The 23,167-nt window shown below is 44.1% G+C and carries 27 protein-coding genes and 1 pseudogene; 20 read left to right on the plus strand and 8 right to left on the minus strand.

Annotated features, from left to right (window positions below; all coding sequences use genetic code 11):
• Positions 1-90: 90 nt before the first annotated feature.
• Both AR337_RS22550 and AR337_RS00185 read left to right on the plus strand, forming a co-directional pair.
• A pseudogene (locus tag AR337_RS22550) lies at positions 91-344 on the plus strand (transposase); the annotation flags it as partial.
• A 257-nt stretch (positions 345-601) separates the two neighbouring features.
• Positions 602-727: a GapA-binding peptide SR1P gene (locus AR337_RS00185; RefSeq protein WP_059169993.1), complete on the plus strand. Its 126-nt coding sequence runs from the start codon at positions 602-604 to the stop codon at positions 725-727.
• Positions 728-781: 54 nt separating this feature from the next.
• Here the strand turns inward: AR337_RS00185 and AR337_RS00190 are convergent, their stop codons facing one another.
• Complete coding sequence (locus AR337_RS00190; protein WP_059169994.1) at positions 782-2,254, minus strand: aminotransferase class I/II-fold pyridoxal phosphate-dependent enzyme; 1,473 nt, start codon at positions 2,252-2,254, stop codon at positions 782-784.
• A gap of 258 nt (positions 2,255-2,512) precedes the next feature.
• On the opposite strand from AR337_RS00190, the gene AR337_RS00195 reads away from it, so the two are divergent.
• Together AR337_RS00195 and AR337_RS00200 are read left to right on the plus strand one after the other, a co-directional pair.
• Complete coding sequence (locus AR337_RS00195) at positions 2,513-3,475, plus strand: nitronate monooxygenase family protein (protein ID WP_059169995.1); 963 nt, start codon at positions 2,513-2,515, stop codon at positions 3,473-3,475.
• Between the two features lie 208 nt (positions 3,476-3,683).
• Positions 3,684-3,956, plus strand: coding sequence for a UPF0223 family protein (locus tag AR337_RS00200; protein ID WP_059169996.1), 273 nt, complete (start codon positions 3,684-3,686; stop codon positions 3,954-3,956).
• A 115-nt stretch (positions 3,957-4,071) separates the two neighbouring features.
• Here the strand turns inward: AR337_RS00200 and AR337_RS23895 are convergent, their stop codons facing one another.
• Both AR337_RS23895 and AR337_RS00205 read right to left on the minus strand, forming a co-directional pair.
• On the minus strand, positions 4,072-4,197 hold the full coding sequence (locus AR337_RS23895) for a hypothetical protein (RefSeq protein WP_301335699.1): 126 nt from the start codon (positions 4,195-4,197) through the stop codon (positions 4,072-4,074).
• 138 nt (positions 4,198-4,335) lie between these two features.
• Complete coding sequence (locus tag AR337_RS00205; RefSeq protein WP_059169997.1) at positions 4,336-4,956, minus strand: YktB family protein; 621 nt, start codon at positions 4,954-4,956, stop codon at positions 4,336-4,338.
• Between the two features lie 175 nt (positions 4,957-5,131).
• Between AR337_RS00205 and AR337_RS00210 the strand changes: the two genes are divergently transcribed.
• Together AR337_RS00210 and AR337_RS00215 are read left to right on the plus strand one after the other, a co-directional pair.
• A complete protein-coding gene (locus AR337_RS00210) occupies positions 5,132-5,326 on the plus strand; it encodes a hypothetical protein (RefSeq protein WP_059169998.1) in 195 nt (64 codons plus the stop codon).
• 207 nt (positions 5,327-5,533) lie between these two features.
• Entirely contained in the window at positions 5,534-6,328 is a 795-nt protein-coding gene (locus AR337_RS00215) for an inositol monophosphatase family protein (protein ID WP_059169999.1), read from the plus strand.
• A 32-nt stretch (positions 6,329-6,360) separates the two neighbouring features.
• Here AR337_RS00215 and AR337_RS00220 read toward each other — a convergent pair whose 3' ends face one another.
• A complete protein-coding gene (locus AR337_RS00220; protein WP_059170000.1) occupies positions 6,361-6,540 on the minus strand; it encodes a YlaF family protein in 180 nt (59 codons plus the stop codon).
• 195 nt (positions 6,541-6,735) lie between these two features.
• Between AR337_RS00220 and typA the strand changes: the two genes are divergently transcribed.
• The 3 genes from typA to AR337_RS00235 are packed head-to-tail and all read left to right on the plus strand — an operon-like array spanning position 6,736 to position 9,226.
• Positions 6,736-8,574 (plus strand): translational GTPase TypA, encoded by a 1,839-nt coding sequence (typA, locus tag AR337_RS00225; protein WP_059170001.1) that lies wholly within the window; start codon positions 6,736-6,738, stop codon positions 8,572-8,574.
• 22 nt (positions 8,575-8,596) lie between these two features.
• Positions 8,597-8,902: a YlaH-like family protein gene (locus AR337_RS00230; protein ID WP_059170002.1), complete on the plus strand. Its 306-nt coding sequence runs from the start codon at positions 8,597-8,599 to the stop codon at positions 8,900-8,902.
• 18 nt (positions 8,903-8,920) lie between these two features.
• Positions 8,921-9,226: a hypothetical protein gene (locus tag AR337_RS00235; RefSeq protein WP_059170003.1), complete on the plus strand. Its 306-nt coding sequence runs from the start codon at positions 8,921-8,923 to the stop codon at positions 9,224-9,226.
• Positions 9,227-9,280: 54 nt separating this feature from the next.
• Here the strand turns inward: AR337_RS00235 and AR337_RS00240 are convergent, their stop codons facing one another.
• On the minus strand, positions 9,281-9,481 hold the full coding sequence (locus AR337_RS00240) for a YlaI family protein (protein WP_059170004.1): 201 nt from the start codon (positions 9,479-9,481) through the stop codon (positions 9,281-9,283).
• Between the two features lie 177 nt (positions 9,482-9,658).
• Here AR337_RS00240 and AR337_RS00245 point away from each other — a divergent pair, with 177 nt between their 5' ends.
• Positions 9,659-10,114, plus strand: coding sequence for a pyridoxamine 5'-phosphate oxidase family protein (locus AR337_RS00245; protein WP_059170005.1), 456 nt, complete (start codon positions 9,659-9,661; stop codon positions 10,112-10,114).
• Positions 10,115-10,214: 100 nt separating this feature from the next.
• Here AR337_RS00245 and AR337_RS00250 read toward each other — a convergent pair whose 3' ends face one another.
• Positions 10,215-10,802: a YhcN/YlaJ family sporulation lipoprotein gene (locus tag AR337_RS00250; RefSeq protein ID WP_059170006.1), complete on the minus strand. Its 588-nt coding sequence runs from the start codon at positions 10,800-10,802 to the stop codon at positions 10,215-10,217.
• 163 nt (positions 10,803-10,965) lie between these two features.
• On the opposite strand from AR337_RS00250, the gene AR337_RS00255 reads away from it, so the two are divergent.
• Positions 10,966-12,294: a PhoH family protein gene (locus AR337_RS00255; protein ID WP_059170007.1), complete on the plus strand. Its 1,329-nt coding sequence runs from the start codon at positions 10,966-10,968 to the stop codon at positions 12,292-12,294.
• 65 nt (positions 12,295-12,359) lie between these two features.
• Here the strand turns inward: AR337_RS00255 and AR337_RS00260 are convergent, their stop codons facing one another.
• Positions 12,360-12,854: a hypothetical protein gene (locus tag AR337_RS00260; protein WP_059170008.1), complete on the minus strand. Its 495-nt coding sequence runs from the start codon at positions 12,852-12,854 to the stop codon at positions 12,360-12,362.
• Between the two features lie 179 nt (positions 12,855-13,033).
• On the opposite strand from AR337_RS00260, the gene AR337_RS00265 reads away from it, so the two are divergent.
• Positions 13,034-13,315, plus strand: a complete 282-nt coding sequence (locus AR337_RS00265) for a YlaN family protein (RefSeq protein WP_059170804.1) — start codon at positions 13,034-13,036, stop codon at positions 13,313-13,315.
• A gap of 148 nt (positions 13,316-13,463) precedes the next feature.
• The gene (locus tag AR337_RS00270) at positions 13,464-14,666 is read left to right on the plus strand and encodes an FtsW/RodA/SpoVE family cell cycle protein (protein WP_059170009.1); all 1,203 of its coding nucleotides are present in this window, start codon (positions 13,464-13,466) and stop codon (positions 14,664-14,666) included.
• Positions 14,667-14,761: 95 nt separating this feature from the next.
• Here AR337_RS00270 and AR337_RS00275 read toward each other — a convergent pair whose 3' ends face one another.
• The gene (locus AR337_RS00275; RefSeq protein WP_059170010.1) at positions 14,762-15,664 is read right to left on the minus strand and encodes a heme A synthase; all 903 of its coding nucleotides are present in this window, start codon (positions 15,662-15,664) and stop codon (positions 14,762-14,764) included.
• 663 nt (positions 15,665-16,327) lie between these two features.
• Between AR337_RS00275 and cyoE the strand changes: the two genes are divergently transcribed.
• The 7 genes from cyoE (at position 16,328) to AR337_RS00310 (ending at position 23,146) form a co-directional block, all read left to right on the plus strand.
• Positions 16,328-17,260 (plus strand): heme o synthase, encoded by a 933-nt coding sequence (cyoE, locus tag AR337_RS00280; protein WP_059170011.1) that lies wholly within the window; start codon positions 16,328-16,330, stop codon positions 17,258-17,260.
• A gap of 89 nt (positions 17,261-17,349) precedes the next feature.
• Positions 17,350-18,423 carry a cytochrome c oxidase subunit II gene (coxB, locus tag AR337_RS00285; RefSeq protein WP_059170012.1) on the plus strand — a complete coding sequence of 358 codons (1,074 nt, stop codon included), beginning with the start codon at positions 17,350-17,352 and terminating at the stop codon, positions 18,421-18,423.
• 30 nt (positions 18,424-18,453) lie between these two features.
• Positions 18,454-20,325: a cytochrome c oxidase subunit I gene (ctaD, locus tag AR337_RS00290; protein ID WP_059170013.1), complete on the plus strand. Its 1,872-nt coding sequence runs from the start codon at positions 18,454-18,456 to the stop codon at positions 20,323-20,325.
• A complete protein-coding gene (locus tag AR337_RS00295) occupies positions 20,325-20,954 on the plus strand; it encodes a cytochrome (ubi)quinol oxidase subunit III (protein WP_059170014.1) in 630 nt (209 codons plus the stop codon). Before ctaD ends, AR337_RS00295 begins: the two co-directional genes overlap by 1 nt.
• Positions 20,955-20,958: 4 nt before the next feature.
• Positions 20,959-21,294, plus strand: a complete 336-nt coding sequence (ctaF, locus tag AR337_RS00300; protein WP_059170015.1) for a cytochrome c oxidase subunit IVB — start codon at positions 20,959-20,961, stop codon at positions 21,292-21,294.
• A gap of 130 nt (positions 21,295-21,424) precedes the next feature.
• Positions 21,425-22,318: a cytochrome c oxidase assembly factor CtaG gene (gene ctaG, locus AR337_RS00305; RefSeq protein ID WP_059170016.1), complete on the plus strand. Its 894-nt coding sequence runs from the start codon at positions 21,425-21,427 to the stop codon at positions 22,316-22,318.
• 360 nt (positions 22,319-22,678) lie between these two features.
• Entirely contained in the window at positions 22,679-23,146 is a 468-nt protein-coding gene (locus tag AR337_RS00310; RefSeq protein ID WP_059170017.1) for a DUF420 domain-containing protein, read from the plus strand.
• Positions 23,147-23,167 lie beyond the last annotated feature (21 nt).

Here is a 23,167-nt window from a genome sequence, read left to right on the forward strand (position 1 = left end):
AAATTGAGGATTTTCGAGGAGTCGCCATCCTCCATTCCAATCCACTAAAATCCCTTTATATAAAGAAAACTATGTATGAGGTGACCTGCCATGATGATTAAAAATCAAGCCAATGAACGTGAGCAATTAGAAATGCTGACAATTGATTGAATCGGCCATTAATTTTTCGTTCATCTATCCTTTGGTAGAAAACTTATACTCTGGACTGGGTCGGCCTAATATTGAACTAGTCGTTCCTTTAAAACAACTTTATACAATACAAATTTGGCATTCGATCCATGCGCCAAACCATTAAAGAATTTGAAACCAACATGGCATATCGGTGGTTTTTAGGGTTTGGTTTCTAGCATTAACCTTAGGAATTTCCCCAAAAATGACAAAAGGCTGCAAGAGGGGTGCCTCTCGCGGCCTTTTGTCGACACTCTGGGCAAGCCTAATAACGCCTGCTTTTTCAATTAAAAGAGAAATGTGGTGTTATTTACCGTTAAAAAAACCTAAAGTGACATACAATATCTATTGAAATTTTAAATACGTTATATTATTATATAAATAACCAACCATTAAGCGCTTACATTATGACAATAATAAGGAGCTGATCATCATGGGAACAATTGTATGCCAAAACTGCAATTCAACGATTGACCATTTCGAAGATGAAAAAGTTACTGTCCTTTACTCCAAATGCACCTGTGACAAATGCCATTCCCGTAATGATGAAGATTTGTAAACAGCACATATAAAACAAAACAGGATTCCCGCGAATCCTGTTTTTGTTTTAATTCTATTTTATGGCTTTATACTCTTTAATTACATGGATTGTTTTAATTTCATCATCTTCCGGCCCTTGGACAGGCAGGCCAACTTCCAAGTTTTTCTTGATATATAAAAGGTTTTCCTTGGTAATGATTTCACCTGGAATGAAAATAGGGATTCCGGGAGGATAAACCATGATAAATTCGGCGGTAATTCTTCCCTCGGATTCTTCAAATGGCACTACCTCGGTTTCTGAGTAAAAGGCATCACGAGGCGTTAAAGCCAACAAAGGCATATCCGGCAGGAATACTTGCAATGGGACTGGTTTCACTGCGTCCTCAACGCATTCTTCCGCTAGCTTTGCAAGGGCGTTGATAAGAATATCAGCCTCCCGCTGCGTATCACCCGGGGTTACGATGCAAAGTATATTGTAAAGGTCGGATAGCTCAACTTCGATATTGTACCTTTCACGAAGCCATTTCTCTACTTCATAGCCAGGTATTCCTAAATTCTTAACAGATATGATTAGCTTTGTTGGATCATAGTCAAACGCAGCCTTTGATTTGAGGATTTCCGGGCCTACACAATAGAGCCGGTCAATTTCATTTATTTTTTTCCTCATTGACTGGGCTAAATCGATTGTATTGGATATGAGCTCCTGCCCTTCCAATACAAGCCTTTTCCTGGCAACATCGAGTGATGCGAGCAGGAGATACGAGGTCGATGTCGTGGTCAGCATGCTCAAAATTGATTGAACGCGTTTTGCGGAAACAAGGCCTTCCCGAATATTCAAAATTGAACTCTGGGTCAAGGATCCGCCAAGTTTATGGACGCTTGTCGCTGCCATATCGGCTCCTGCCTGCATGGCGGAAAGTGGGAGCTCTTCATGGAAGTGGATATGGACACCGTGCGCCTCATCAACTAGTACAGGAACGTCGTATGAGTGGGCAATTTCAACAATCTTCCGAAGATCTGCGGAAATGCCAAAATAGGTCGGGTTAATGACAAGCACCCCTTTAGCGTCCGGGTGCTGATCCAATGCTCTTGCGACAGAATCAGTGGTGATGCCGTGCGAAATACCAAGGACTTCATCAATCTCGGGATGAATGAAAACAGGTATTGCGCCTGAAAAAACGATGGCGGACATGACTGATTTATGGACGTTTCGTGGAACGATGATCTTGTCGCCAGGTCCACAAACGGCCATGACCATTGTCATAATTGCGCCGCTTGTACCTTGAACTGAAAAAAAGGTATGGTCTGCTCCAAATGCTTCAGCGGCTAATTCCTGAGCCTGCTTAATAATTCCTTTGGGTGAATGTAAATCATCTAGCGGGCCAATATTTATTAAGTCAATGCTTAACGCATTGTCGCCAATGAAAGCCCGAAATTCCGGATCGATTCCGGCTCCCTTTTTGTGGCCTGGAATATGGAATTGGACGGGGTTCTTTTTTGCGTGTTCAACAAGGCCGGTGAACAACGGCGTTTCGTATTGGGACAAGTTTCTCCACACCTCTTTTTGCTGAATAATCAATTGTTACGGTTATGTTCCTTTAAAGGATGGCTTGAAGTGTAAAAACCTGAGCCGGCCAGCTAGGACATAAAACAAATGAATTATAGCACTTCTGCTTATGTTTGCAAATAATATTTCATTTCCTTTCAGAATTGTAGGGTCTTTAGATTGTAGTTTCCCGTTTGGAAAGGAAAATTAACCTGATTGAGAGAATTAACTAAGGGTACAGATGGAGGAGGCGGAGAAATGGAATGGAATACAAGAGTAACGCAAATCCTGGGTATTAAATACCCAATCATTCAAGGAGGCCTTGCGCACCTTGCATACTCGGAGCTTGCCTCGGCCGTATCCAATGCGGGCGGGCTAGGCCAAATAACAGCGATGTCCCTTGAGAGCCCGGCGCTGCTTCGTAATGAAATACGGAAAACCAGGGAAGTGACCGACAAGCCGTTCGGAGTGAATTTTGCAATCGGGCAGCATGGCCGCCCCTTCCAGGAATATGTAGAGGTTGCTATCGAGGAAAAAGTCCCAGTTATATCGATGACAGGTGGGAATCCCGCTCCGCTTTTTGAGCAATTAAAAGGGACAGGCATTAAAAAGCTGGTCCTAGTCGCATCAAGGAGACAAGCATTAAAAGCGGAAAAGCTTGGCGCGGATGCGGTCATGGTCGTCGGCCAGGAAGGAGGGGGCCATTTAGGGAAAGAAGAAGTTGGGACAATGGTACTCATTCCCAGTGTAACCGAGTCCGTTTCAATTCCGGTGATTGCTTCGGGGGGGATTGCTGATGGAAGGGGACTGATGGCAGCATTTGCTCTCGGAGCTGAAGGAATCGAAATGGGTACCCGGTTTATTGCAGTAAAGGAATGTGTTCATGCAAGTGAAAAATACAAACATATTCTTTTGGAAAGCGGAGAATCGGAGACTCTGATCATAAAAAAATCCCTTGGAATGCCGGGGAGGGTAATTCAAAACAATTGGGCTGAAAAGATTATTGAACTTGAACACCAAGGGGCTGCATTTGGACAATTAAAGGATTATATCAGTGGTGAAGCGAACAGGAAATTTATATATGAAGGTAAGATAGACGAAGGGTTTGCATGGGCAGGGCAGGCGATTGGGTTGATTCATGACATTCCATCAACGGCTGAACTGATTCACAGAATTATTACGGACGCATCGGAAATCAGAAAGCATTGGGGAAGGGCGTAAAACCACCAATATTTGAGCTTTGCTTTTCGGCAGGCATGGAAAAATGGTAAACTATAGCTTCCGAAACAAATAGGCTCAGTTAAAGGCCATTGATCTCCGTTCCAGGCTCGCACTTTCCGTGGGGCGTCAGTGGAGCCTCTTGTCGCCCTCCGCTTCAATCAACTATGCTTCGATAACTGAGCCAAACTATAAAAGAGCAGGTGCTATTATGGATTACCAATATCCACTTGATTACACATGGTCAACTGACGAGACAGTCCAGGTCATCCAATTTTTCCAGGCTGTTGAGGAAGCTTATGAAAAAGGTATTGGCCGGGATGATTTTATGGCTGCCTACAGGAAATTCAAGGCCATTGTACCTGGGAAGTCAGAGGAAAAGAAACTGTGCGGGGAATTTGAAGAGCTTAGCGGCTATTCCCCTTATAAGGCGGTAGTAAAAGCAAAGGAGCTTTCCGAGGGAGGAACCCTTCGTATCCGATAACGAACAAAAGGCGCAAGCGCCTTCGCGCCAAGCACAAACCGTTTCGTGACAGGCAAAGATTGCCTGTCTCTACGATGTTTATTCTCGGAAGCTTTCCTTTGTGTCCCTACGATGATTATTCCAAGGAGCTATCCTTAGTGGTCAGCCCGACCATTAAAGATAAGGTCCCGCAGCAAAGCCTATTCTGGTGGAGCTGGATTACAATAACTAATTTCGAGTTATCAACAATGTTCATTACCACCAAAAACCCCCCTATGCTGCCCAGGCATAGGGGGGTTTTTAGGTTAAATGGGTATTATACATGGTACTCTGGAAAGAATATTCACCCTTACCTCTTCCTTATTATGGCACAATTGTTTTTCCATGATATTTTTAAGGTTTATGTCAATTTATATAGGGGTAATATTTGTCTAAATACACCATCAATCAAATGAAGCAATTCCGATGGGCCCATTTTAACAACTTCATCACGATTGACGTGGCAGCCGCAAAGGATTTCCGCTTTTTTCAGGTCCTTTAGGCGCTGAAAAGAATCGTTCAGCTGTTCTGCCGAGAGGCTGCCATGCTTGATTGCACCAGGCTTCATATGGTCTTCGGACCAAACAAAATGGTTTGGGATTGCCGCATGGATTTCACGAAGGTGCTTTTGGAAATTTTCGCCGATTTGCGGTTTCCCATTGCATTCATAAATAACTGCGAACCAGATGAAAAGGTGGGTTTCCCACAGGCCTATTTGAAAATGAGGAAGCATTTTATAACCCCTAGGGTTACTGGCAAACGCTACCCATGTATCATTCGGGGGATTCTTGGTTCTCCTGGCGTGTTTGGCAACGTGGGCAAACATCTCTTCACCTGTCATTTCAGCCAGGACGGGAGCATAGCGATTGCCAAGATAGGTTAATTTAGGGCGGATATTCTCTATCAACGCTTCCATCCGTGCTTCCAGGCCGTCAATTGAAAAAATATTGAAATCATCATGGGTGAAACCATTAAATTCCATATGGTCCTCCTGAATTACAGTAATAAAATTATTTTAGCATATGGAAGCCGATCGTTAACACAGTTACGCCTCTGTATTGGATAGAAACACATTTTGTTGCAGATTTGCTTAGAGATTCATATTATAATAAAAAAATCCGAAAAATCAGTCTATTAGCCGGAAGGAGTGCTTACTAATGAAGCAGTTGATTAATACGACTAGGAAAAAGGCTTTTGATAAGGAAAGAACAGCAGTTTTAAGGCTTGAAATGGATTATGAGCTGGCAACATTGTTTGACGCCATGTCGGAAAATAATGAAGAGATGAAGAAGCATTGCAAGTTGCGGCTGGAAAAGATCCGGCAGGAACTTCTCCGACTCAAGGCTCTTTGACCAGTGGAGAGGAAGGCCAAAAAGAGAATGGAACTGCTGCCTGCCCACTATAAGAAACCTGTTTAAAACGAACTCCCGGCAATGCTGGAGAGTTCGTTTATTATTTTCCTCCGTGGGTACCATAAAAGTTGAAGGGGTGCTCGTATTTGTATAAGCTAAACAGTACAGGCGGAGTTCGTGCGCAACATTTTTTGGAGGGTTATCACAATGGATACAGAGCACGTGTATGAGCAGGCAAAAAAATGGATTCTGGAAGCAGGGGAAAAAATCCGATCCTCGTTCGACAAAACCCTTAATATCCATACAAAATCCGACCCGAATGATCTCGTGACCGACATTGACAGGGACACAGAGAAATTCTTTATCGAGAAAATCCGAGAAGTCTTCCCGGGGCATAGAATATTGGGTGAAGAAGGATTCGGTGACACCCTTTCCGACCTGGATGGTGTGGTCTGGATTATCGACCCTATTGACGGAACAATGAATTTTATCCATCAGCAAAGGAATTTTGCAATTTCAATCGGAATATATGAAAACGGCATAGGGAAAATTGGCCTAATATATGATATCGCCCATGATGAACTTTACCATTCAAAGGCAGGAGGAGGAGCTTTCCTAAATGGCAGGGAGCTGCCAAAGCTGGAAAGGGCAAAAGTTGAAGAATCGATTGTTGCCCTTAATATTACCTGGGTGCTGGAGAATAAAATGGTTGATCACAACCTGTTCATCCCGCTTGTCCGCAAAGCCAGAGGTACGAGATCCTATGGTTCCGCAGCTTTAGAATTGGTATACGTGGCCACCGGAAGGGTAAATGCATATATTTCACCGCGGCTTGCTCCATGGGATTATGCCGGAGGAGCCATTATTGTAGAAGAACTCGGCGGAATTGTGACCGACCTTCATGGAAGCAGGCTCGATATGCTGAATAAGTCGTCTGTTTTTGCGGCAGGGCCAGGCCTTCATGGTGAAATTCTGGAACAGTACTTAAAAGGACAAAAATAATAAAAGCGCTGGGGTTCGGTGTATCCGTACCCTCAGTGCTTTTTTCTATCCCGTTTTTTTCTTTTGAATCCTTCCTTCATTGTATAAAGTAGCAAGGTGATACATACTAGCACCCCGAAAATGCTTCTCTCCCCAATCGCAATTCCAATTCCGGAAATTGAAGCGGCGGCCAGAAAGGCAAACCCAAGAAAGCTCCATTTTATTTTCTCCATATTATCTCCAGTCCTTTTCCCTGCTATAAAAATAGCTTAACTTTCGTTGTTTTGGGGAAAATATATACTTCAAGGCTTATTGTACTTAAAAATGGTATAGTTTTCTACCTCATTTGTGTTATAATGTTTCAGTTGTACTAAAAATAATAATGCCTGAAAAGGCGTTACCCCTTACAAAGGCAGGAGTGGACCACTTTGAATAAAAGAAATGATATTCGAAATATAGCAATCATCGCCCACGTTGACCACGGAAAAACAACCCTTGTCGACCAGTTGCTAAAGCAATCCGGTATTTTTCGATCAAATGAACATATCGAAGAAAGGGCAATGGATTCCAACGATATAGAACGGGAACGCGGAATTACCATCCTTGCAAAAAACACTGCTATCCAATATAAGGATGCAAAAATCAATATTCTTGATACCCCGGGACACGCAGACTTTGGCGGAGAAGTAGAGCGTATCATGAAAATGGTCGATGGTGTTCTCCTTGTCGTAGATGCGTATGAGGGTACCATGCCGCAGACCAGATTCGTATTGAAAAAAGCGCTGGAGCAAAAACTGACTCCTATCGTAGTTGTCAATAAAATTGATAGGGATTTTGCCCGTCCTGCAGAAGTAATTGATGAAGTGATTGACTTGTTCATCGAGCTGGATGCGACTGAAGATCAGCTTGAGTTCCCGGTTATATATGCATCTGCGTTAAATGGAACAGCTAGCATAGACCCCGAGCGCCAGGATGAAAACATGCAGGTGCTTTATGAATCAATCATCGAGCATATCCCGGCACCAACTGAAAATCGGGATGAGCCGCTTCAGTTCCAGGTTGCCCTGCTAGATTACAATGACTATTTGGGAAGAATCGGAATTGGCCGCATTTTCCGGGGAACTATGAAGGTTGGCCAGCAGGTGGCTTTAATGAAGCTTGACGGAAAGGTAAAGCAGTTCCGCGTAACAAAATTATTTGGTTTCTTTGGCCTTAAGCGTCAGGAAATCCAGGAAGCATTTGCCGGAGACCTAGTCGCTGTATCAGGCATGGAAGATATCAATGTCGGAGAAACAGTTTGCCCAGTAGAACATCAGGAAGCACTGCCCGTGCTTCATATTGATGAGCCTACCCTCCAAATGACCTTCGCTGTCAATAACAGCCCGTTTGCCGGAAGGGAAGGAAAATATCTAACATCCCGAAAAATTGAGGAACGCCTGCATGCGCAGCTTCAGACCGATGTAAGCTTGAGGGTCGATAACACTGATTCGCCTGATGCATGGATAGTCTCAGGACGCGGTGAACTCCACCTGTCTATCCTAATTGAGAATATGCGCCGTGAAGGATATGAACTGCAGGTTTCAAAGCCTGAAGTCATTGTTAAAGAGATCGATGGTGTTCGCTGTGAGCCAGTCGAAAGAGTCCAAATCGATGTTCCGGAAGAATATACTGGAGCCGTCATGGAATCAATCGGGGCACGAAAAGGTGAAATGTCAGATATGGTTAATAACGGCAACGGCCAAGTCCGCCTGACATTCATGATCCCTGCCCGTGGGTTAATTGGTTATACGACGGAATTCCTAACATTGACACGTGGCTATGGAATCATCAACCATTCATTCGACAGCTATCAGCCTATGCTTGCGGGCCAGGTTGGAGGAAGGCGCCAGGGAGTGCTTGTATCCATGGAATCAGGCAAAGCGTCAACGTATGGCATCATGCAGGTTGAAGACAGAGGTATAATTTTTGTTGACCCAGGCACCGAAATTTATGAAGGCATGATTGTCGGTGAACATACCCGAGAAAATGACATTACCGTGAATATTACAAAAGTGAAGCATGCAACCAACGTCCGTTCTGCGAATAAGGATCAGACTTCGACGATCAAGAAGCCGCGAATTATGACATTGGAGGAATCACTTGAATATTTGAATGAAGACGAGTATTGTGAAGTTACACCGGAGTCAATCCGCCTACGTAAAAAAATACTTGATAAAAATGAGCGGGAACGGATTGCCAAAAAGAAGAAATATGCAGAAACGAATTAGGAATTAGGGGAGGTATGCAGGAATGGAGGACCGGCTGTCCTTTTTTGCAGCTCTTTACGGGGTAGGGGAAAACCCGCAAGTGGGCATGTGGATGCTGTATGTAACGATTGTTGCCCTTTCTATCGTTGTATACAAACTGGGTTTTGCTAAAAAACTTCCTCTTGCCAAATCTGCCGTTATTTATTTATTTCTTGCACTAGGGAGTACACTTCTAACTTTTCTGGGAGTCATGCTTCCAATAACGGAGGGTTTGGTAGTTGCTGCAATTATTTTGATAATCTACAAAATCCGTTTGAATCAGGAACGGAAACAAAAAACAGAAGCTTAATGTAGGGAGAGTCTGCCAATGAATTCCTTGCAGGATACAATATACAATTGGCTCACCATCAAAGTGGTATGCGATGCCAGGCCTGATGATTCTGCAGCTTTTGAAACAAAAGAGCTTTTTGAAGAACTGCTGGTTGAAAACTATGGTGTCACAGCTTCGGACTTGCTTATTGAAACGGATGAAAATATGTATTACGTCCATTATGAGCGTGATGGGGAAATGAAAAAAACGCGTTTTCCTAGGGAATTGATTGAAGTTATGCTCGATCAGATTAATATGGAACCCGATAAATTCTGCAGCTTCCCTGAAGATACTGACAGGTGAACCGCAAACCCCCCTGAACGGATTGTTCAGGGGGGTTTGTTTTACCGTTATAAGTTAAAATTCATCAACGGCTTTTTTGGTGCGATAAAGCCGGAAATTTCCGCTCGCAATCCGTTCATTTGTCCTGTCAGTAATTCTTTCGTGGCAAGGATTGCACATATACGTATGGATTGGCCGGTTGCGAAGCCGTTTTGCTTCTTGGGATTCATCAGGAATCGTTTCAATCGTATCACATAAAACACATTTAACTCTCAAGCTTGGGCCACCTCAAATCTGTTTGCTTTCACCTTGGATAATTTGCTGGCATACTAATAGTATAACATGGGAGATAACTCGAACAAAGTCCCTGCATTCATGCAAGTTGATGAATGGAATTGTAAATAGTAAGATTGGGGAGCCGGGTTATCAACAGAAATGAAAGGAGCAATTAAAATGCCTAATCAGGTAGAACCAAAACTTATCAAGCCACTGTTCGATGAACTGCAGAAAGAGCGGTTTGCCACTCTCGCAACCATTGACCATGAAACTGGCGGCCCGAACATTAGCGCCATCTCATGGCTGCTTGCAAAAGAAGAGGGGACCATTTATTTTGCAGTGGATAATCGTTCAAGGATTGTCCAAAACATTATGAAACAAAGCGATGTTGCCATAAATGTCATTGCCAACGAAACTACATACTCCATAAATGGCAATGCGTCTGTCAAGCAGGAGAGGTTGGAAGGGGTCCCTTTAAAGCTCGCATTAATTGAAGTGAAAATAAAGGAAGTACGCGATGTCATGTTCTATGGCTCTAAAATTACCCAGGAACCGCAATATGACAAGACATACGATAAGGATGCCGCGGCACGCCTGGATACACAGGTAATGGAGGCATTCCGGAAGGCGTGATTGCTGCGGGCCGTCCACAACAGTTTTTTAAAAAAATAAAAAAGCCTGGCTTCGTTGATATCATCGAACCAGGCTTTTTCAAATTGATACTTCTCCGTCCTCACTTTTTACGGAGTGACTCTTCCTCCTGCCGTTGTTCAAGTTCCTTCCGGTCGCGCCCATTCAATTGCCTGTTTGGCTCGTTAAGCGGCCTGTTTGGATCCGGCTGGACAATTTTCCCTGGAACCTCCGGGATAATCCTCCCGGCAATATCAGCCAGTTCATACATGATTCCCTGAATAGGCTGGCCATTCTTTATATCAGAAGAGAGCTCCTTAAGTCGTGCATTAATATCCGGATCCGCTACCACCATTGCCCTTGCCCCATTGGGATCCTCCTTCAAGGCTTCGACAACCGAGTATTTGATTACTCCCGCCTCCGATCTCTCAGTATCCGCATCGATATCAATTCCAACAATCGCATATTTTCCGAGAACAACCGCATTGGCCCCCCGCACATTGGGGACAGTTGAAGCAAGGTTCTCTAGATGCCTGGCAGACCGGGATCCCGTTTTCCTATCAACATCCGGTGTTACACTGTTTTTTACAGTTACATTCTGCTTGTGGGTGTTTCGGGTCCCATCAAGGCCATTTGTCCCGCACCCCGCAAGAATTAAAAGGAAGCTTGTAATGATCAATAGTTTAGCCATACGCAGACAACATCCTCATCCGTTAAAGTCCGGCATTGCCGTTTCCCTAAAAAAGTAGGGCGAATCAATATGATTATTGTCCGAAATATCGTCTATCTTTATTCCTAAAAACATATATTTTACCAAAAGTTGAAGAGAGGCCATATTAGCGGGAGGCATTCAATTGAATAATATTTATGTATTGGACACCAATGTATTGCTGCAGGACCCCTATTCAATTTTTTCCTTTGAAGACAATGATGTCGTCATCCCTGCTGTTGTATTGGATGAAGTCGATTCGAAAAAAAGATATATGGATGAAATTGGCCGAAATGCCCGCCAGGTTTCAAGGCTGATTGATGGTTTCAGGGCCCACGGCAAACTTCATGAGAGGATAAAGCTGGAAAATGGGGGGAACCTGAGAATTGAAATTAACCATCGTTCGTTTCATGAACTTCAGGAAATCTTTACGGAAAAGACCAACGATAACAGAATTCTTGCTGTCGCCAAGAATTTATTTTTGGAGGAACAAGCAAAGGAGAACGGTAAACGTGTCATTCTTGTCAGCAAAGATGCCCTTGTTAGGGTAAAGGCTGATGCGATTGGCCTTTATGCCGAAGATTTCCTACAGGACAGGGTGGTCGAAGCGGATCATATATATGATGGCTTCCTTGAGATTCATTTGCCAGTTGAAACGCTGAATAAATTTTATGCCAATAGCGAGTTGCCTGTGTCTGAACTCGCGAACCACCCTTTTTATCCGAATCAATTCCTTATCATGAAGGATGCGCTGGGCAGTTCTTCTTCGGCATTGGGGCACATAGACAGGTCAGGAAAAATTGCGAGAAAGCTTACGGTAAAACAGGAGCACGTTTGGGGAATCCATTCAAGGAACGTGCAGCAGACAATGGCGATTGAATTATTGCTTAGGCGGGACATTCAACTGGTGACCTTATCAGGAAAGGCCGGCACGGGAAAAACACTGCTTGCGCTCGCTGCGGGGCTCATGCAAATTGAGGACTTGAAGCAGTATAAGAAACTCCTTGTCGCGCGGCCAATCGTTCCTCTTGGCAAAGATCTTGGCTTCTTGCCGGGAGAAAAACAGGAAAAGCTGAGACCATGGATGCAGCCGATTTTTGACAACTTGGAATTTTTGTTCAACACAAAAAAGCCTGGAGAGCTGGATGCGATTTTGGCTGGGTTGGGGTCCATAGAAGTGGAGGGACTAACCTATATAAGAGGAAGAAGCCTCCCGGACCAGTACATTATCATTGATGAGGCCCAGAACCTTACAAAGCATGAAGTGAAAACCATATTAACAAGGGTAGGGGAAGGAAGTAAAATTGTTTTAATGGGTGATCCCGAACAAATTGACCATCCATACCTTGATGCCTATAATAACGGGCTTACGTATGTCGTTGAAAAGTTTAAAGACCAGCCAATTGCCGGCCATGTGAAACTGATGAAAGGTGAGCGGTCTGGCCTCGCCAGGCTTGCCGCCGACTTGTTATAGAAAAAACAGCCCCAGGGCTGTTTTTTCTATAACAAATACTGTGTCAAAAGAAATTGTTTACGGGATTACCGTATCACAAACGCCGTTACATTTCGGATCGGGTTTTCCTTGTTTGAACCATCTTTAAGGTAAATATGGATAGGACCATCTTCCCTAAGTGGTTTTCCTTGTTTTGAGAAGGCGGCAATAAGGCTATAGGCCTCGGCAAGGGGGAATTGATATTCACTTCCGTCCGCCTTGATGACTAGGGTATCGGCATCTTCCAAGGGTTCCGAATTTTTCAGGAAAGGGCCTAACGGCATGCCAAACGTACCCTCTAGCAATTTCTGCTTTTGGAATTTCTTCTTGCTCTGTCGCCCAGGCAGTTGTGCCCCTTCGGTAATCTCCATGTCCCATTGCTTGGAAACCGATTTTGTATACTCTTCAAGCTCTCCGCCAGATTCTTTTGATTGGCTGAAGTAGGTATCCAAATCCACTCTCCTTTCATCAAAAATCCAGACCCCGGGATCGATTGTTATCGGAAACTTTACTTTTCCAGCTAGTTGTATTATTCCATCCATAGCAATTCCTCCAATTTACTACTGCAATAAGAGTATACTCCGTTTAAGGCTTAATGTCATTTGCACTGGGATAATTGAAATAAACCTGCCTGAAGCCTTAATTATTCTTGCAATTTTCGGACATGACCTGTAAAATTTAAAGATAGTGGAGTAATCGCTCGGAAACGGGGGGATCGATGTTGGCGTCTGAAATGATAATAAACCATCAGGAAAAAGCATATGCCCTTTTACAGGCTGACGCTGATAAAATATTGAAGCTGATTAAGGTTCAAATGGATAATTTGACGATGCCCCAGTGCCCTTTGTATGAAGAGGTATTGGACACGCAAATGTTCGGCTTATCCAGGGAAATAGATTTTGCCTCAAGGCTGGGGCTGATAGATGGAAAAGACGGAAAAGCAATCCTTGAAAAGCTGGAGAAGGAGCTATCCGCCCTTCATGAAGCCTCAATGAAAAAATAATCTCCTAACCCAAACATCACCTGTTTGGGTTTTGTTATTTTAATCAAGTATTTCATTTTTATTTCAATCAGTAGAAATAGGATTTTATTCAACTAAAACTCCCTATTTTCATTTATAATAGAGACATTATTAAGAATGGGGAATGGCGATGCTGAAAAAAATTCTTAAATCATATGATTATTCGTTGATAGCGATCATAGCAATGTTGTCCATCTTCGGCCTGGTCATGGTTTATAGCGCAAGCATGGCATTCGCGGTCCATAGATATGGTGTGGCCCCTGACCATTTTTTTCTAAAGCAAAGACTGTTTTTGCTGGGAGGAGCAGTAATTTTTTGTTTCTTTGCTTTCTTTCCCTATAAAATCATGAGAAGCACAAGGTTCCTCGTTCCAATGGTCCTCCTTTCACTTGCGGGCCTCGGAGGCATCCTCGTGTTTGGAAAAGTGGCTGGAAATGCCCAAAGCTGGTACGAAGTTGGCGGAATAAGCATCCAGCCGTCTGAATTTGCCAAACTAGGGGTCATCATTTATTTGTCTGCCGTCTATGCGAAAAAGCAAAGCTATATCAACGAATTCAACAAAGGCGTTGTGCCGCCGCTCATGTATCTTGTAGTCATATGCGTGCTAATCATGCTCCAGCCGGACTACGGTACAGCGGGAATTATTATGCTGATTGCAACCTTTGTCATCCTTTCATCCGGAATGAACTGGAAAAATATTGTCAAGCTTATTGGCGTTGGGGCAGTCCTCCTTACTATTTTTGCAATTGGCTTTCATGACCATATTTTTTCCGCCGAGCGTCTTGAGCGATTTACCGTCCTCGAAGACCCGTTCAGGGATGAGCAGGATGAAGGCTTTCACCTCACGAATTCGCTCCTGGCAATTGGGTCTGGTGGAGTTACAGGCTTGGGGCTTGGAAAGGGAGTACAGAAGCTGGGCTACCTGCCTGAGTCCCATACCGATTTCATCATTGCTGTTATTGCGGAGGAGCTCGGTATTTTGGGCGTCTCGTTTGTCCTCTTTTGCCTCGGATTCATCGTGTTGAAAGGGATCCGGATCGGGATGAAGTGCAAGGATCCATTCGGAAGCCTTCTGGCCTTGGGAATATCGTCCATGATAGGCATCCAGTCAGTCATTAACCTCGCAGGTGTTTCTGGGATGATCCCTTTGACTGGGGTTCCGCTGCCATTCGTCAGTTATGGCGGCTCGTCCATAATCCAATTGGCTATCGCTGCCGGTATTTTGGTTAACGTCTCAATGTTTGCGAATTACGAGAACAAATATAAAACAAAACAAGCCCAGAGCCCACCAGCCGTGGTGCCAATGCGCGAACCAATCCAGGCTAGAAGGTAGGTCCACAGATAAAAGACAGGCAACGCCATTAATCTTCTGCTAAACTGGTAAACTATGAAAAGATGCCCCCAATTCTGGAGGCATCTTTTTTATAATTATAGTTTCTTGCTTCTGTATACCAGCAGGATGAAATAGCTGAACATCCCGAAAAGGCAGGTAATAAAAAATGCATGTGCGAGGGCGATGTAAAGATTCAGTCTGGTAAAAATAACGAGGGCACCGGCGAGTACTTGAAGAGTAACAAGGATGAAGGAAACAATCCAACCCCAGTATAGGACTTTTTCGCTACGGTAATTTTTTGCCGCCAGCCAGGCGATGTAGGCAACCCAAATAAAGATTAGAGCTGCCGCAGCCCTGTGGCCCATTTGCACCCACTCGTAAATGTTATCAGGCAGGGAGAAACCGCTGCTGTTGCATAGGGGCCATTCCGGGCAAACGAGGCTCGCGTTCATATGCCTTACAAGTGCCCCAGTATAAATAACGACAAAGCTATAGATCGTAACCCAAATAATATGAAGCCGCATCCGTTTATCAATGACCAGACTTTCGGCATTGAATTTTTTATCCACTTCAAAAATTAGTAGAGTCAAAAGGAATACCGATGCAAATGAAATTAATGAAATCCCAAAATGGAGTGCCAGTACAAAATCAGATTGTCCCCAAACGACCGCAGCTGCTCCAATCAGGCCCTGAAGCAGTAGAAAAGCGAAAGATAGGAGGGCAAGGAATTTTGTTTCCTTAATGTGGCCAATGGCCCGCCAAGCCCAAACTGATAGAGCCAGGACCATCAGGCCGACTGTACCCGAAACAAGGCGATGGGACAGTTCGATAATTAATTCGGGTGTAATATCACCAGGCAGGAACTCTCCGTTGCAAAGCGGCCAGGACCTTCCGCACCCCATTCCTGAATCCGTTTTTGTAACAAGTGCGCCTCCCAGCAAAATAAATACCATACCAATTGTTGTTGCAACCGCAAACCACTTCAAAGAGCGTCGCAAAAGAATCACCTTCTTAAAGTTCAATAATTTGTCATAAAAACTACTTGTCAGTATAATATATGGGAGTCGAAGGATATGCCCCTATACATAATAGCTAAGAAAGGGAGAAAAGAACAGAGCCATGCATGATTATCGGCCTCTTTTATGAGGCATCCCCTAAAAGTTTTATCCATCAAAGGAATCCACCAGTCTAACTGCTGGCAGCCTGATTTGACCATACCCGTTAATGCGTGAATTTTCTCTCAATAATGTTGGCACATCTTTTTGTTATATTAAAATAAAAAAAACGCCTGAAATTGAATGAATAAACATGCTTCTTTGAGGGGACAGGCACCAGTATTCATTTTTTTGCTAAAAAAGTGGAACCGACATCGCCTTTTCCATTTTATCTTATTTAGCCTTTTACGGAAACAAAATTTGCACTAGACTATAAGAACTATGTCATAAATTTATTGAATTAAATTCAAAAAAAGTTCACAAAAAAGGGAAGAAGTGTGATTTAATATACAGAGAAAGCAATTACTTTTTTCTTATATAATTAACATCATCCCTATAGTGGAAAATAGCAGTACAAGATAGAGAGAGAGGCATCACCGACTAACCCTGGAAAGGCATTGCTTTTTACAGCTATTATCATTCTAGGGCAGACAGGGAGGAATCATGTTGTCCAATCCAAAGGCGTATAGCGAAGCAACAGTTAATGAGGGTATTGGCTCAATTGGGCTGGGAAAAAATACAGCGTGGAAAGATTTTTTGGCACTTATAAAAATTGGCATTGTGAATTCTAATTTGATTACCACATTTACAGGTCTATGGCTTGCCCTTCATTTTTCAGGTATGCGTTTCCTTGATAACCTGGATATCGTATTTTTTACGCTGGCTGGGTCGGCGCTTATTATAGCCGGTTCCTGCAGCATAAATAATTTTTATGACCGGGATATAGACCCATACATGGAAAGGACAAAGGGACGTCCAACCGTCAACGGCAAGGTGCAGCCTTTAAACGCATTATGGCTTGGGCTGGCACTTATCACCATTGGAACAATGTTCCTTTTCCTGACAACCTTGACAGCGGCAGTGATTGGCATCATTGGCGTCTTCAGCTATGTTGTCCTTTATACAATGTGGTCTAAAAGGCTTTATGTATCTAACACAATCGTCGGCAGCATTTCCGGGGCTGTTCCTCCTTTAATCGGATGGGCCGCGATTGATCCGGGGCTTAGCCCAATCGCGTGGGCGCTGTTTGCCTTAATGTTTGCCTGGCAGCCACCGCACTTTTACGCACTGGCAATGAGAAGGGTTGAAGAATACAGAGCCGCGGGTATTCCAATGCTTCCTGTAGTTAAAGGGTTCAAGGTTACAAAGATTCATATTGTTCTCTGGGTTGCTGCACTGCTACCCATTCCTTTTTTCCTAGTTTCATTGGGGATCCCATTCCTGATTATGGCTACCTTGCTTAATTTAGGTTGGCTGGCGTTGGGGATTTATGGATATAGAGTAAAAGATGATATTAAATGGGCGAAAATGATGTTTGTCTACTCGCTTCAATACATGACAATTATGTTTGTTGCGATGATAATTTTCTCAGTCATCTAGTTTTCCCCATAGGGGCTTCCTGCCATGCGGGAAGGCGGATCCGTGTACACACGTTAAGACTTTAATTGAAAGAGGGGTTTGATTAAGCTATGAAAAGGCTTGCAAAATGGCGCTTATTCCCGTTGTTTACGGCTCTTGCGCTCATTCTCTCCGGCTGTGGAGAACCTTATTTATCAGCGCTACGGCCCGCTGGCGAAGTTGCAGAAATGCAATATTGGCTTATGAAGCTAAGCACCGGGATAATGGTTGTGGTTATCCTCGTTGTAATTATTATCTTCCTTATTGTCATGTTTAAATTTCGCCGTAAACACGACGATGAAATTCCTAAACAGGTTGAGGGAAACCACGCACTGGAAATCATTTGGACCATCATTCCTATTTTCTTGCTATTGATTCTTGCTGTACCAACTGTCGCTGAAACTTTCAATCTTGCTGATGTAAAGCCGATGGACAAGAAAAATAAGGATGGCACAAGGGACGCTCTAGTCATTAACGTGCGTGCCAGCCTGTATTGGTGGGAATTCGAGTACCCTGACCAAAAGATTGTAACGAGCCAGGAATTGGTTGTTCCAACCGATGAAAGGGTATATTTCAACTTAAAAGGAGCAGATGTAAAGCACTCCTTCTGGATTCCTGCTGTAGGCGGAAAAATGGATACAAATACGGATACATTAAATAGGATGTGGCTCGTATTTGATGGAAAAAAAGCGGAAGAGGCGGGAGATTTGTTCTACGGGAAATGCGCGGAGCTCTGTGGTCCGGGCCACGCCCTGATGGATTTCAAAGTCAAAGCACTTCCCCGCGATGAGTTTAACAATTGGGTAGCAGATATGCAGGACGTAAAAGAACCAGCTAAAGCTGAGACTGCAGACGCACAGGCTGGACAGGAAATCTTCAATAATAGCTGTATTAGCTGCCACGCTGTGACTCCGGCAAATACTACTCCGGAAGCTGCGAGGGTGGGTCCGAACCTGACTACCTTCGGTGAACGTAACCGTATAGCCGGTTTTCTTGACCATGATGAAAAAAATTTGAAGAACTGGATTAAAGATCCTGAGAAATACAAGCCAGGCAACCTGATGACCGGTGCTTACGGAGAACTTTCCGATAAAGAGCTTGACCAGCTTGCTGCTTATTTAATGGGATTGAAAGTCCAGGATTAACCTGGGATTTGTTGAAAGGGAGGTAAAACTGTGAGTACCTACGCTCAAAAAAAGGGATTCGGTGCAGTTTTATGGGATTATTTAACGACTGTCGACCATAAAAAAATTGCGATCCTATATTTAATCGCAGGCGGATTTTTCTTTATCGTTGGTGGCTTGGAAGCAATGTTCATCCGCATCCAGCTTATCCGTCCGGATAATGACTTCGTATCTGCGGGGGCTTTTAACGAAATCATTACAATGCACGGAACAACGATGATTTTCCTAGCGGCAATGCCGCTTCTCTTTGCCTTCATGAACGCTGTTGTACCGCTCCAGATTGGCGCTCGTGATGTTGCGTTCCCATTCGTGAACGCACTCGGCTTCTGGCTGTTCTTTTTCGGCGGGCTGTTCCTGAACCTTTCCTGGTTCTTCGGCAACGTACCTGATGCAGGCTGGACCTCGTATGCGTCGCTGGCGACACATAGCAAGGGGCATGGAATTGACTTCTATGTCCTTGGCTTGCAGATTTCAGGTTTTGGTACGCTGATGGCGGGGATTAACTTCCTTGTAACAATCATTAATATGCGTGCCCCGGGCATGACTTATATGAGGCTTCCATTGTTTACCTGGACTACATTTGTAGCATCCGCACTTATTCTGTTCGCATTCCCGCCGCTTACCGTCGGGCTGACTTTGATGATGTTCGACCGCATGTTTGGCGCTAACTTCTTTGATGTAGCCAATGGGGGAAATACTGTAATCTGGGAGCATTTATTCTGGATTTTCGGACACCCTGAAGTTTACATCCTGATTCTTCCAGCATTTGGTATTTTCTCGGAAATCTTTAGTATTTTCTCGAGAAAGCGTTTGTTCGGATATTCGTCAATGGTATTCGCAACCGTCCTGATTGGCTTCCTTGGTTTCATGGTCTGGGCCCATCACATGTTCACGACTGGCCTCGGCCCGGTGGCCAACGCTATTTTTGCCGTGGCGACGATGGCGATTGCAGTACCGACAGGAATTAAGATTTTCAACTGGCTGTTTACGATGTGGGGAGGAAGCATAAAGTTTACGACGCCAATGTACTGGGCGGTCGCATTCATTCCTTCGTTTGTAATGGGCGGCGTGACAGGAATCATGCTGGCCTCCGCCCCTCAGGATTATCAGTATCATGATACTTATTTCGTTGTTGCGCACTTCCACTATGTAATAGTCGGCGGCGTTGTGTTCGCCCTTATTGCCGGAACGCATCTATGGTGGCCGAAGATGTTTGGAACAATGCTCAACGAAATTATGGGGAAAATTACATTCTGGTTATTCTTTATTGGTTTCCATCTGACCTTCTTTATCCAGCACTTCCTTGGCCTAATGGGAATGCCGCGCCGAATCTTTACGTTCCTGCCGAATCAGGGGCTTGAAACCGGGAACTTGGTAAGTTCGATAGGTGCGTTCTTTATGGCTGCAGGAGTAATCGTGCTGCTTTACAACATCATCGTTACACAAGTTAAGAACGAGCGTGTTGGAAATGATCCTTGGCTGGACGGAAGGACTCTTGAATGGGCAATTGCGTCTCCGCCTCCATTCTACAACTTTAAGCAACTTCCGCTTGTACGCGGCCTGGATGCATTGTGGCTTGAAAAAATGGAAGGCAAAAAAGGCATGATGCCGGCCGAACCGATTGGCGATATCCATATGCCGAATTCGTCCTTCGTACCAGTTGTCATTTCATTCGGTTTCTTTGTCGCTGCTTTTGGCGCGATGTACCGTCCGGACGGATATGTGTGGGCGCTTCCAGTATTAATCATTGGGCTTCTTATTTCCTTCGGAGCAATGATTTTCCGTTCTGTCAAGGACGACCATGGGTTCCATATCCATAAAGAAGACCTGTTAGAGGACACTGACAAGGGGGTAGAGGCATAATGCAAACTGAAGAAAAAATGACGTTTGAAACGTGGCCTGCCCTGCCTGAAAAAGCAACGCTGGAAGGCAAAAACAAGTTTTTAGGTTTCTGGCTCTTCCTAGGCGGAGAAACAGTATTGTTTGCTTCCCTGTTTGCCACGTATCTAGCACTAAAGGACAAAGTGCCGGATAATACGCATAGCCTGGCAAAGGATATCTTTGACCTGCCGTTGACATTTGTTGCGACAATGCTTCTATTGACAAGCTCGCTGACGAGCGTATATGCAATGTACCACATGAAAAACTTTGCCTTTAATAAAATGATGCTCTGGCTTGGCATTACAGTGGCTTTGGGGCTTGGCTTCCTGTGCCTTGAAATTTATGAGTTCAACCATTATGTCCATGAATATGGCCATACGTTTACGAGTTCCGCCTTCGGATCTGCGTTTTACACGCTGGTTGGATTTCACGGGGCCCACGTTGTCTTCGGTCTGATCTGGATAACCACGCTGATGGTCCGGAACGCAAAGCGCGGACTTAGCCTTTACAATGCTCCGAAGTTTTATCTGGCGAGCCTTTACTGGCACTTTATCGACGTAGTCTGGGTATTCATTTTTACGGTAGTTTATTTAATGGGAATGGTGGGATAAACTGATGGCGAATCAAAATTTGAACTCAGGGAACCCAAGGATCGATCTGGCTTTCAGGAAGAGGAAAGGGAAAGAGGAAATGCGCTATCAAATTATCTCTTTCTCGATGATGCTGTTCCTGACATTCATTGCTTTTGCGGCAGTAGGGATGGGAAGCTTTTCAAGCTGGTTTACTGTTCCCTTAATTTTGCTTCTGGCTGCTGTCCAGGTGGTTTTCCAGCTTTACTATTTCATGCACATGAGCCATAAAGGCCATGAAGCACCAGCATTGTTTCTTTATACCGGCCTTTTAATCGGCCTGATTACAATACTTGCATTCATGACGATTATATGGTGGTAAAACAGGAGAAAATCGGCTTTTTGCCGATTTTCTTTTTAATGGGACTAGGTTTCACAGGAGTTTGCTCCATTGCTATCCGATTTTCCAATGGTTATAATAGAGTGATGAAACTATTTAGAGGTGATATACGGTGCTTACGTTAGACATATTTGGATTTCAAGCACTCTGGAGCCCGTACTTTTTTATATCAATAGCCGTATTGACAGTACTTTACTTCATGTTGACGGTGAAATTCAGGGGGCGTTTTAAGGACAATGAACCCCTGACTGTAAGGCAGGCCATATATTTCGTCACTGCCATGGTTTTGATTTATGCGATTAAAGGGTCTCCGTTGGACTTGATGGGCCACATTACCTTTTACGCCCATATGATCCAAATGGCATCCCTGTTTCTAATCGTCCCGCCTTTAATCATTATGGGTATTCCGCCGTGGCTTTGGAGGGCTGCCCTTGAACTGAAGGCCGTCCATAAAATCTTCTCTTTCATGACGAAGCCGCTAATAGCGTTAATTGTCTTTAACGGAATGTTTTCTTTATACCATGTCCCATTAATTTTTGATGCGATAAAGCAGTCGATGTTTTTACATGCTGGTTATACTGGAGGTTTGTTTTTCCTTGCGATTTTTATGTGGTGGCCAATCGTTTCAGAGCTGCCTGAGTATCAAACCCTGAGTGGATTGAAAAAGTTGGCCTATATTTTTGCTGACGGCATTTTAATTACTCCAGCGTGCGCCTTAATTATCTTCACGAATGAGCCCTTATATGCTGCCTATTCCGATCCAGCTCTTTGGGCGAAATCGATGGAATTGTGTGTTTCGCCTACATTGCTAGCCGGTCTCGACCTGAGCGGGCCAGAAATGTTCAGTTCAATGACGTTGGTTGAGGACCAGAGGCTTGGCGGGGTTTTAATGAAAATCATCCAGGAAATTGTGTACGCAGTTTTCCTGGCAAAGGTATTTTTTGAATGGTATCGGCAGGAGCAAACAGGGATCGATCCTGCGCCTGAACCAATTCCAGCGGAGTAAAGTCCCCTTAATGGGGACTTTTCGTATGTTCGTCTAGGAAATTTTAAAATCCAACATTGTGTATAACTCTAAATAAGTTGTTGTAATCCAGCTCCAGCGCCTAGCCCCTCGAGGTCTTAAGCCGGTTCCCTCCGGAGGGCAGGCCCGTCCTCGGAAATGCTCGCATTTCCTTCGTGCGTGGGCGGATTCAGGGATGCCATTCAGTGTCCTGCGGGCCCCGTCTTAATCTGGTCGGGGCTGACCAAGGCGCTTGCGCATTTTGTTCTGGAAGGATTCAATGGCCAGGTCCAAAATGAGTTTGAAAAATCAAATCAACTCGTCTAAAATTATAGTAGAATATATGATTGTGAGGATTGAGCAATGAAGTATTCCCTTCCGATTTTGCCGACTATAAGCACCACTTTTATTATTATTAGCGCTATTCTCGTTGCAATTGGCTGGTACCAGATTTCCCAGAGGAAGATTGAAGCGCATAAGCGGACAATGCTTTATGCGGGTGCAGCAGCGCTGACGTTTTTCATTATCTATGCATCGAGGACGATATTCATTGGGAATACTTCTTTTGGTGGCCCTGATAATATTAAGATATTTTATACGGTATTTTTGATTTTCCATATTACGCTGGCAACGATTGGGGGAGCACTCGGTCTTATCAATATCTACACTGGACTGAAAGACAAGCTACGTATCCATAGGAAGCTTGGCCCGATTACGAGCGTCGTCTGGTTTGGTACAGCTGTTACAGGCGTTACGGTATATTTGCTTTTATATGTAATTTATAAAGGCGGAGAGACAACCTCCGTAATAAAAGCAATTCTGGGTGGTTAATGCGGTAAAGCCCATACAAAA

The sequence above is a fragment of the Bacillus sp. FJAT-27445 genome, from assembly GCF_001510665.1.
Classification (GTDB): Bacteria; Bacillota; Bacilli; order Bacillales; family Cytobacillaceae; genus Bacillus_D.

Bases quoted from the DNA above. Each gene is read 5' to 3' on its own strand.
- AR337_RS00185 (WP_059169993.1), top strand. From the start codon at position 602: ATGGGAACAATTGTATGCCAAAACTGCAATTCAACGATTGACCATTTC.
- AR337_RS00195 (WP_059169995.1), top strand. From the start codon at position 2,513: ATGGAATGGAATACAAGAGTAACGCAAATCCTGGGTATTAAATACCCA.
- AR337_RS00200 (WP_059169996.1), top strand. From the start codon at position 3,684: ATGGATTACCAATATCCACTTGATTACACATGGTCAACTGACGAGACA.
- AR337_RS00205 (WP_059169997.1), bottom strand. From the start codon at position 4,956: ATGGAATTTAATGGTTTCACCCATGATGATTTCAATATTTTTTCAATT.
- AR337_RS00210 (WP_059169998.1), top strand. From the start codon at position 5,132: ATGAAGCAGTTGATTAATACGACTAGGAAAAAGGCTTTTGATAAGGAA.
- AR337_RS00215 (WP_059169999.1), top strand. From the start codon at position 5,534: ATGGATACAGAGCACGTGTATGAGCAGGCAAAAAAATGGATTCTGGAA.
- AR337_RS00220 (WP_059170000.1), bottom strand. From the start codon at position 6,540: ATGGAGAAAATAAAATGGAGCTTTCTTGGGTTTGCCTTTCTGGCCGCC.
- AR337_RS00230 (WP_059170002.1), top strand. From the start codon at position 8,597: ATGGAGGACCGGCTGTCCTTTTTTGCAGCTCTTTACGGGGTAGGGGAA.
- AR337_RS00235 (WP_059170003.1), top strand. From the start codon at position 8,921: ATGAATTCCTTGCAGGATACAATATACAATTGGCTCACCATCAAAGTG.
- AR337_RS00245 (WP_059170005.1), top strand. From the start codon at position 9,659: ATGCCTAATCAGGTAGAACCAAAACTTATCAAGCCACTGTTCGATGAA.
- AR337_RS00250 (WP_059170006.1), bottom strand. From the start codon at position 10,802: ATGGCTAAACTATTGATCATTACAAGCTTCCTTTTAATTCTTGCGGGG.
- AR337_RS00260 (WP_059170008.1), bottom strand. From the start codon at position 12,854: ATGGATGGAATAATACAACTAGCTGGAAAAGTAAAGTTTCCGATAACA.
- AR337_RS00270 (WP_059170009.1), top strand. From the start codon at position 13,464: ATGCTGAAAAAAATTCTTAAATCATATGATTATTCGTTGATAGCGATC.
- coxB (WP_059170012.1), top strand. From the start codon at position 17,350: ATGAAAAGGCTTGCAAAATGGCGCTTATTCCCGTTGTTTACGGCTCTT.
- AR337_RS00295 (WP_059170014.1), top strand. From the start codon at position 20,325: ATGCAAACTGAAGAAAAAATGACGTTTGAAACGTGGCCTGCCCTGCCT.
- ctaF (WP_059170015.1), top strand. From the start codon at position 20,959: ATGGCGAATCAAAATTTGAACTCAGGGAACCCAAGGATCGATCTGGCT.
- AR337_RS00310 (WP_059170017.1), top strand. From the start codon at position 22,679: ATGAAGTATTCCCTTCCGATTTTGCCGACTATAAGCACCACTTTTATT.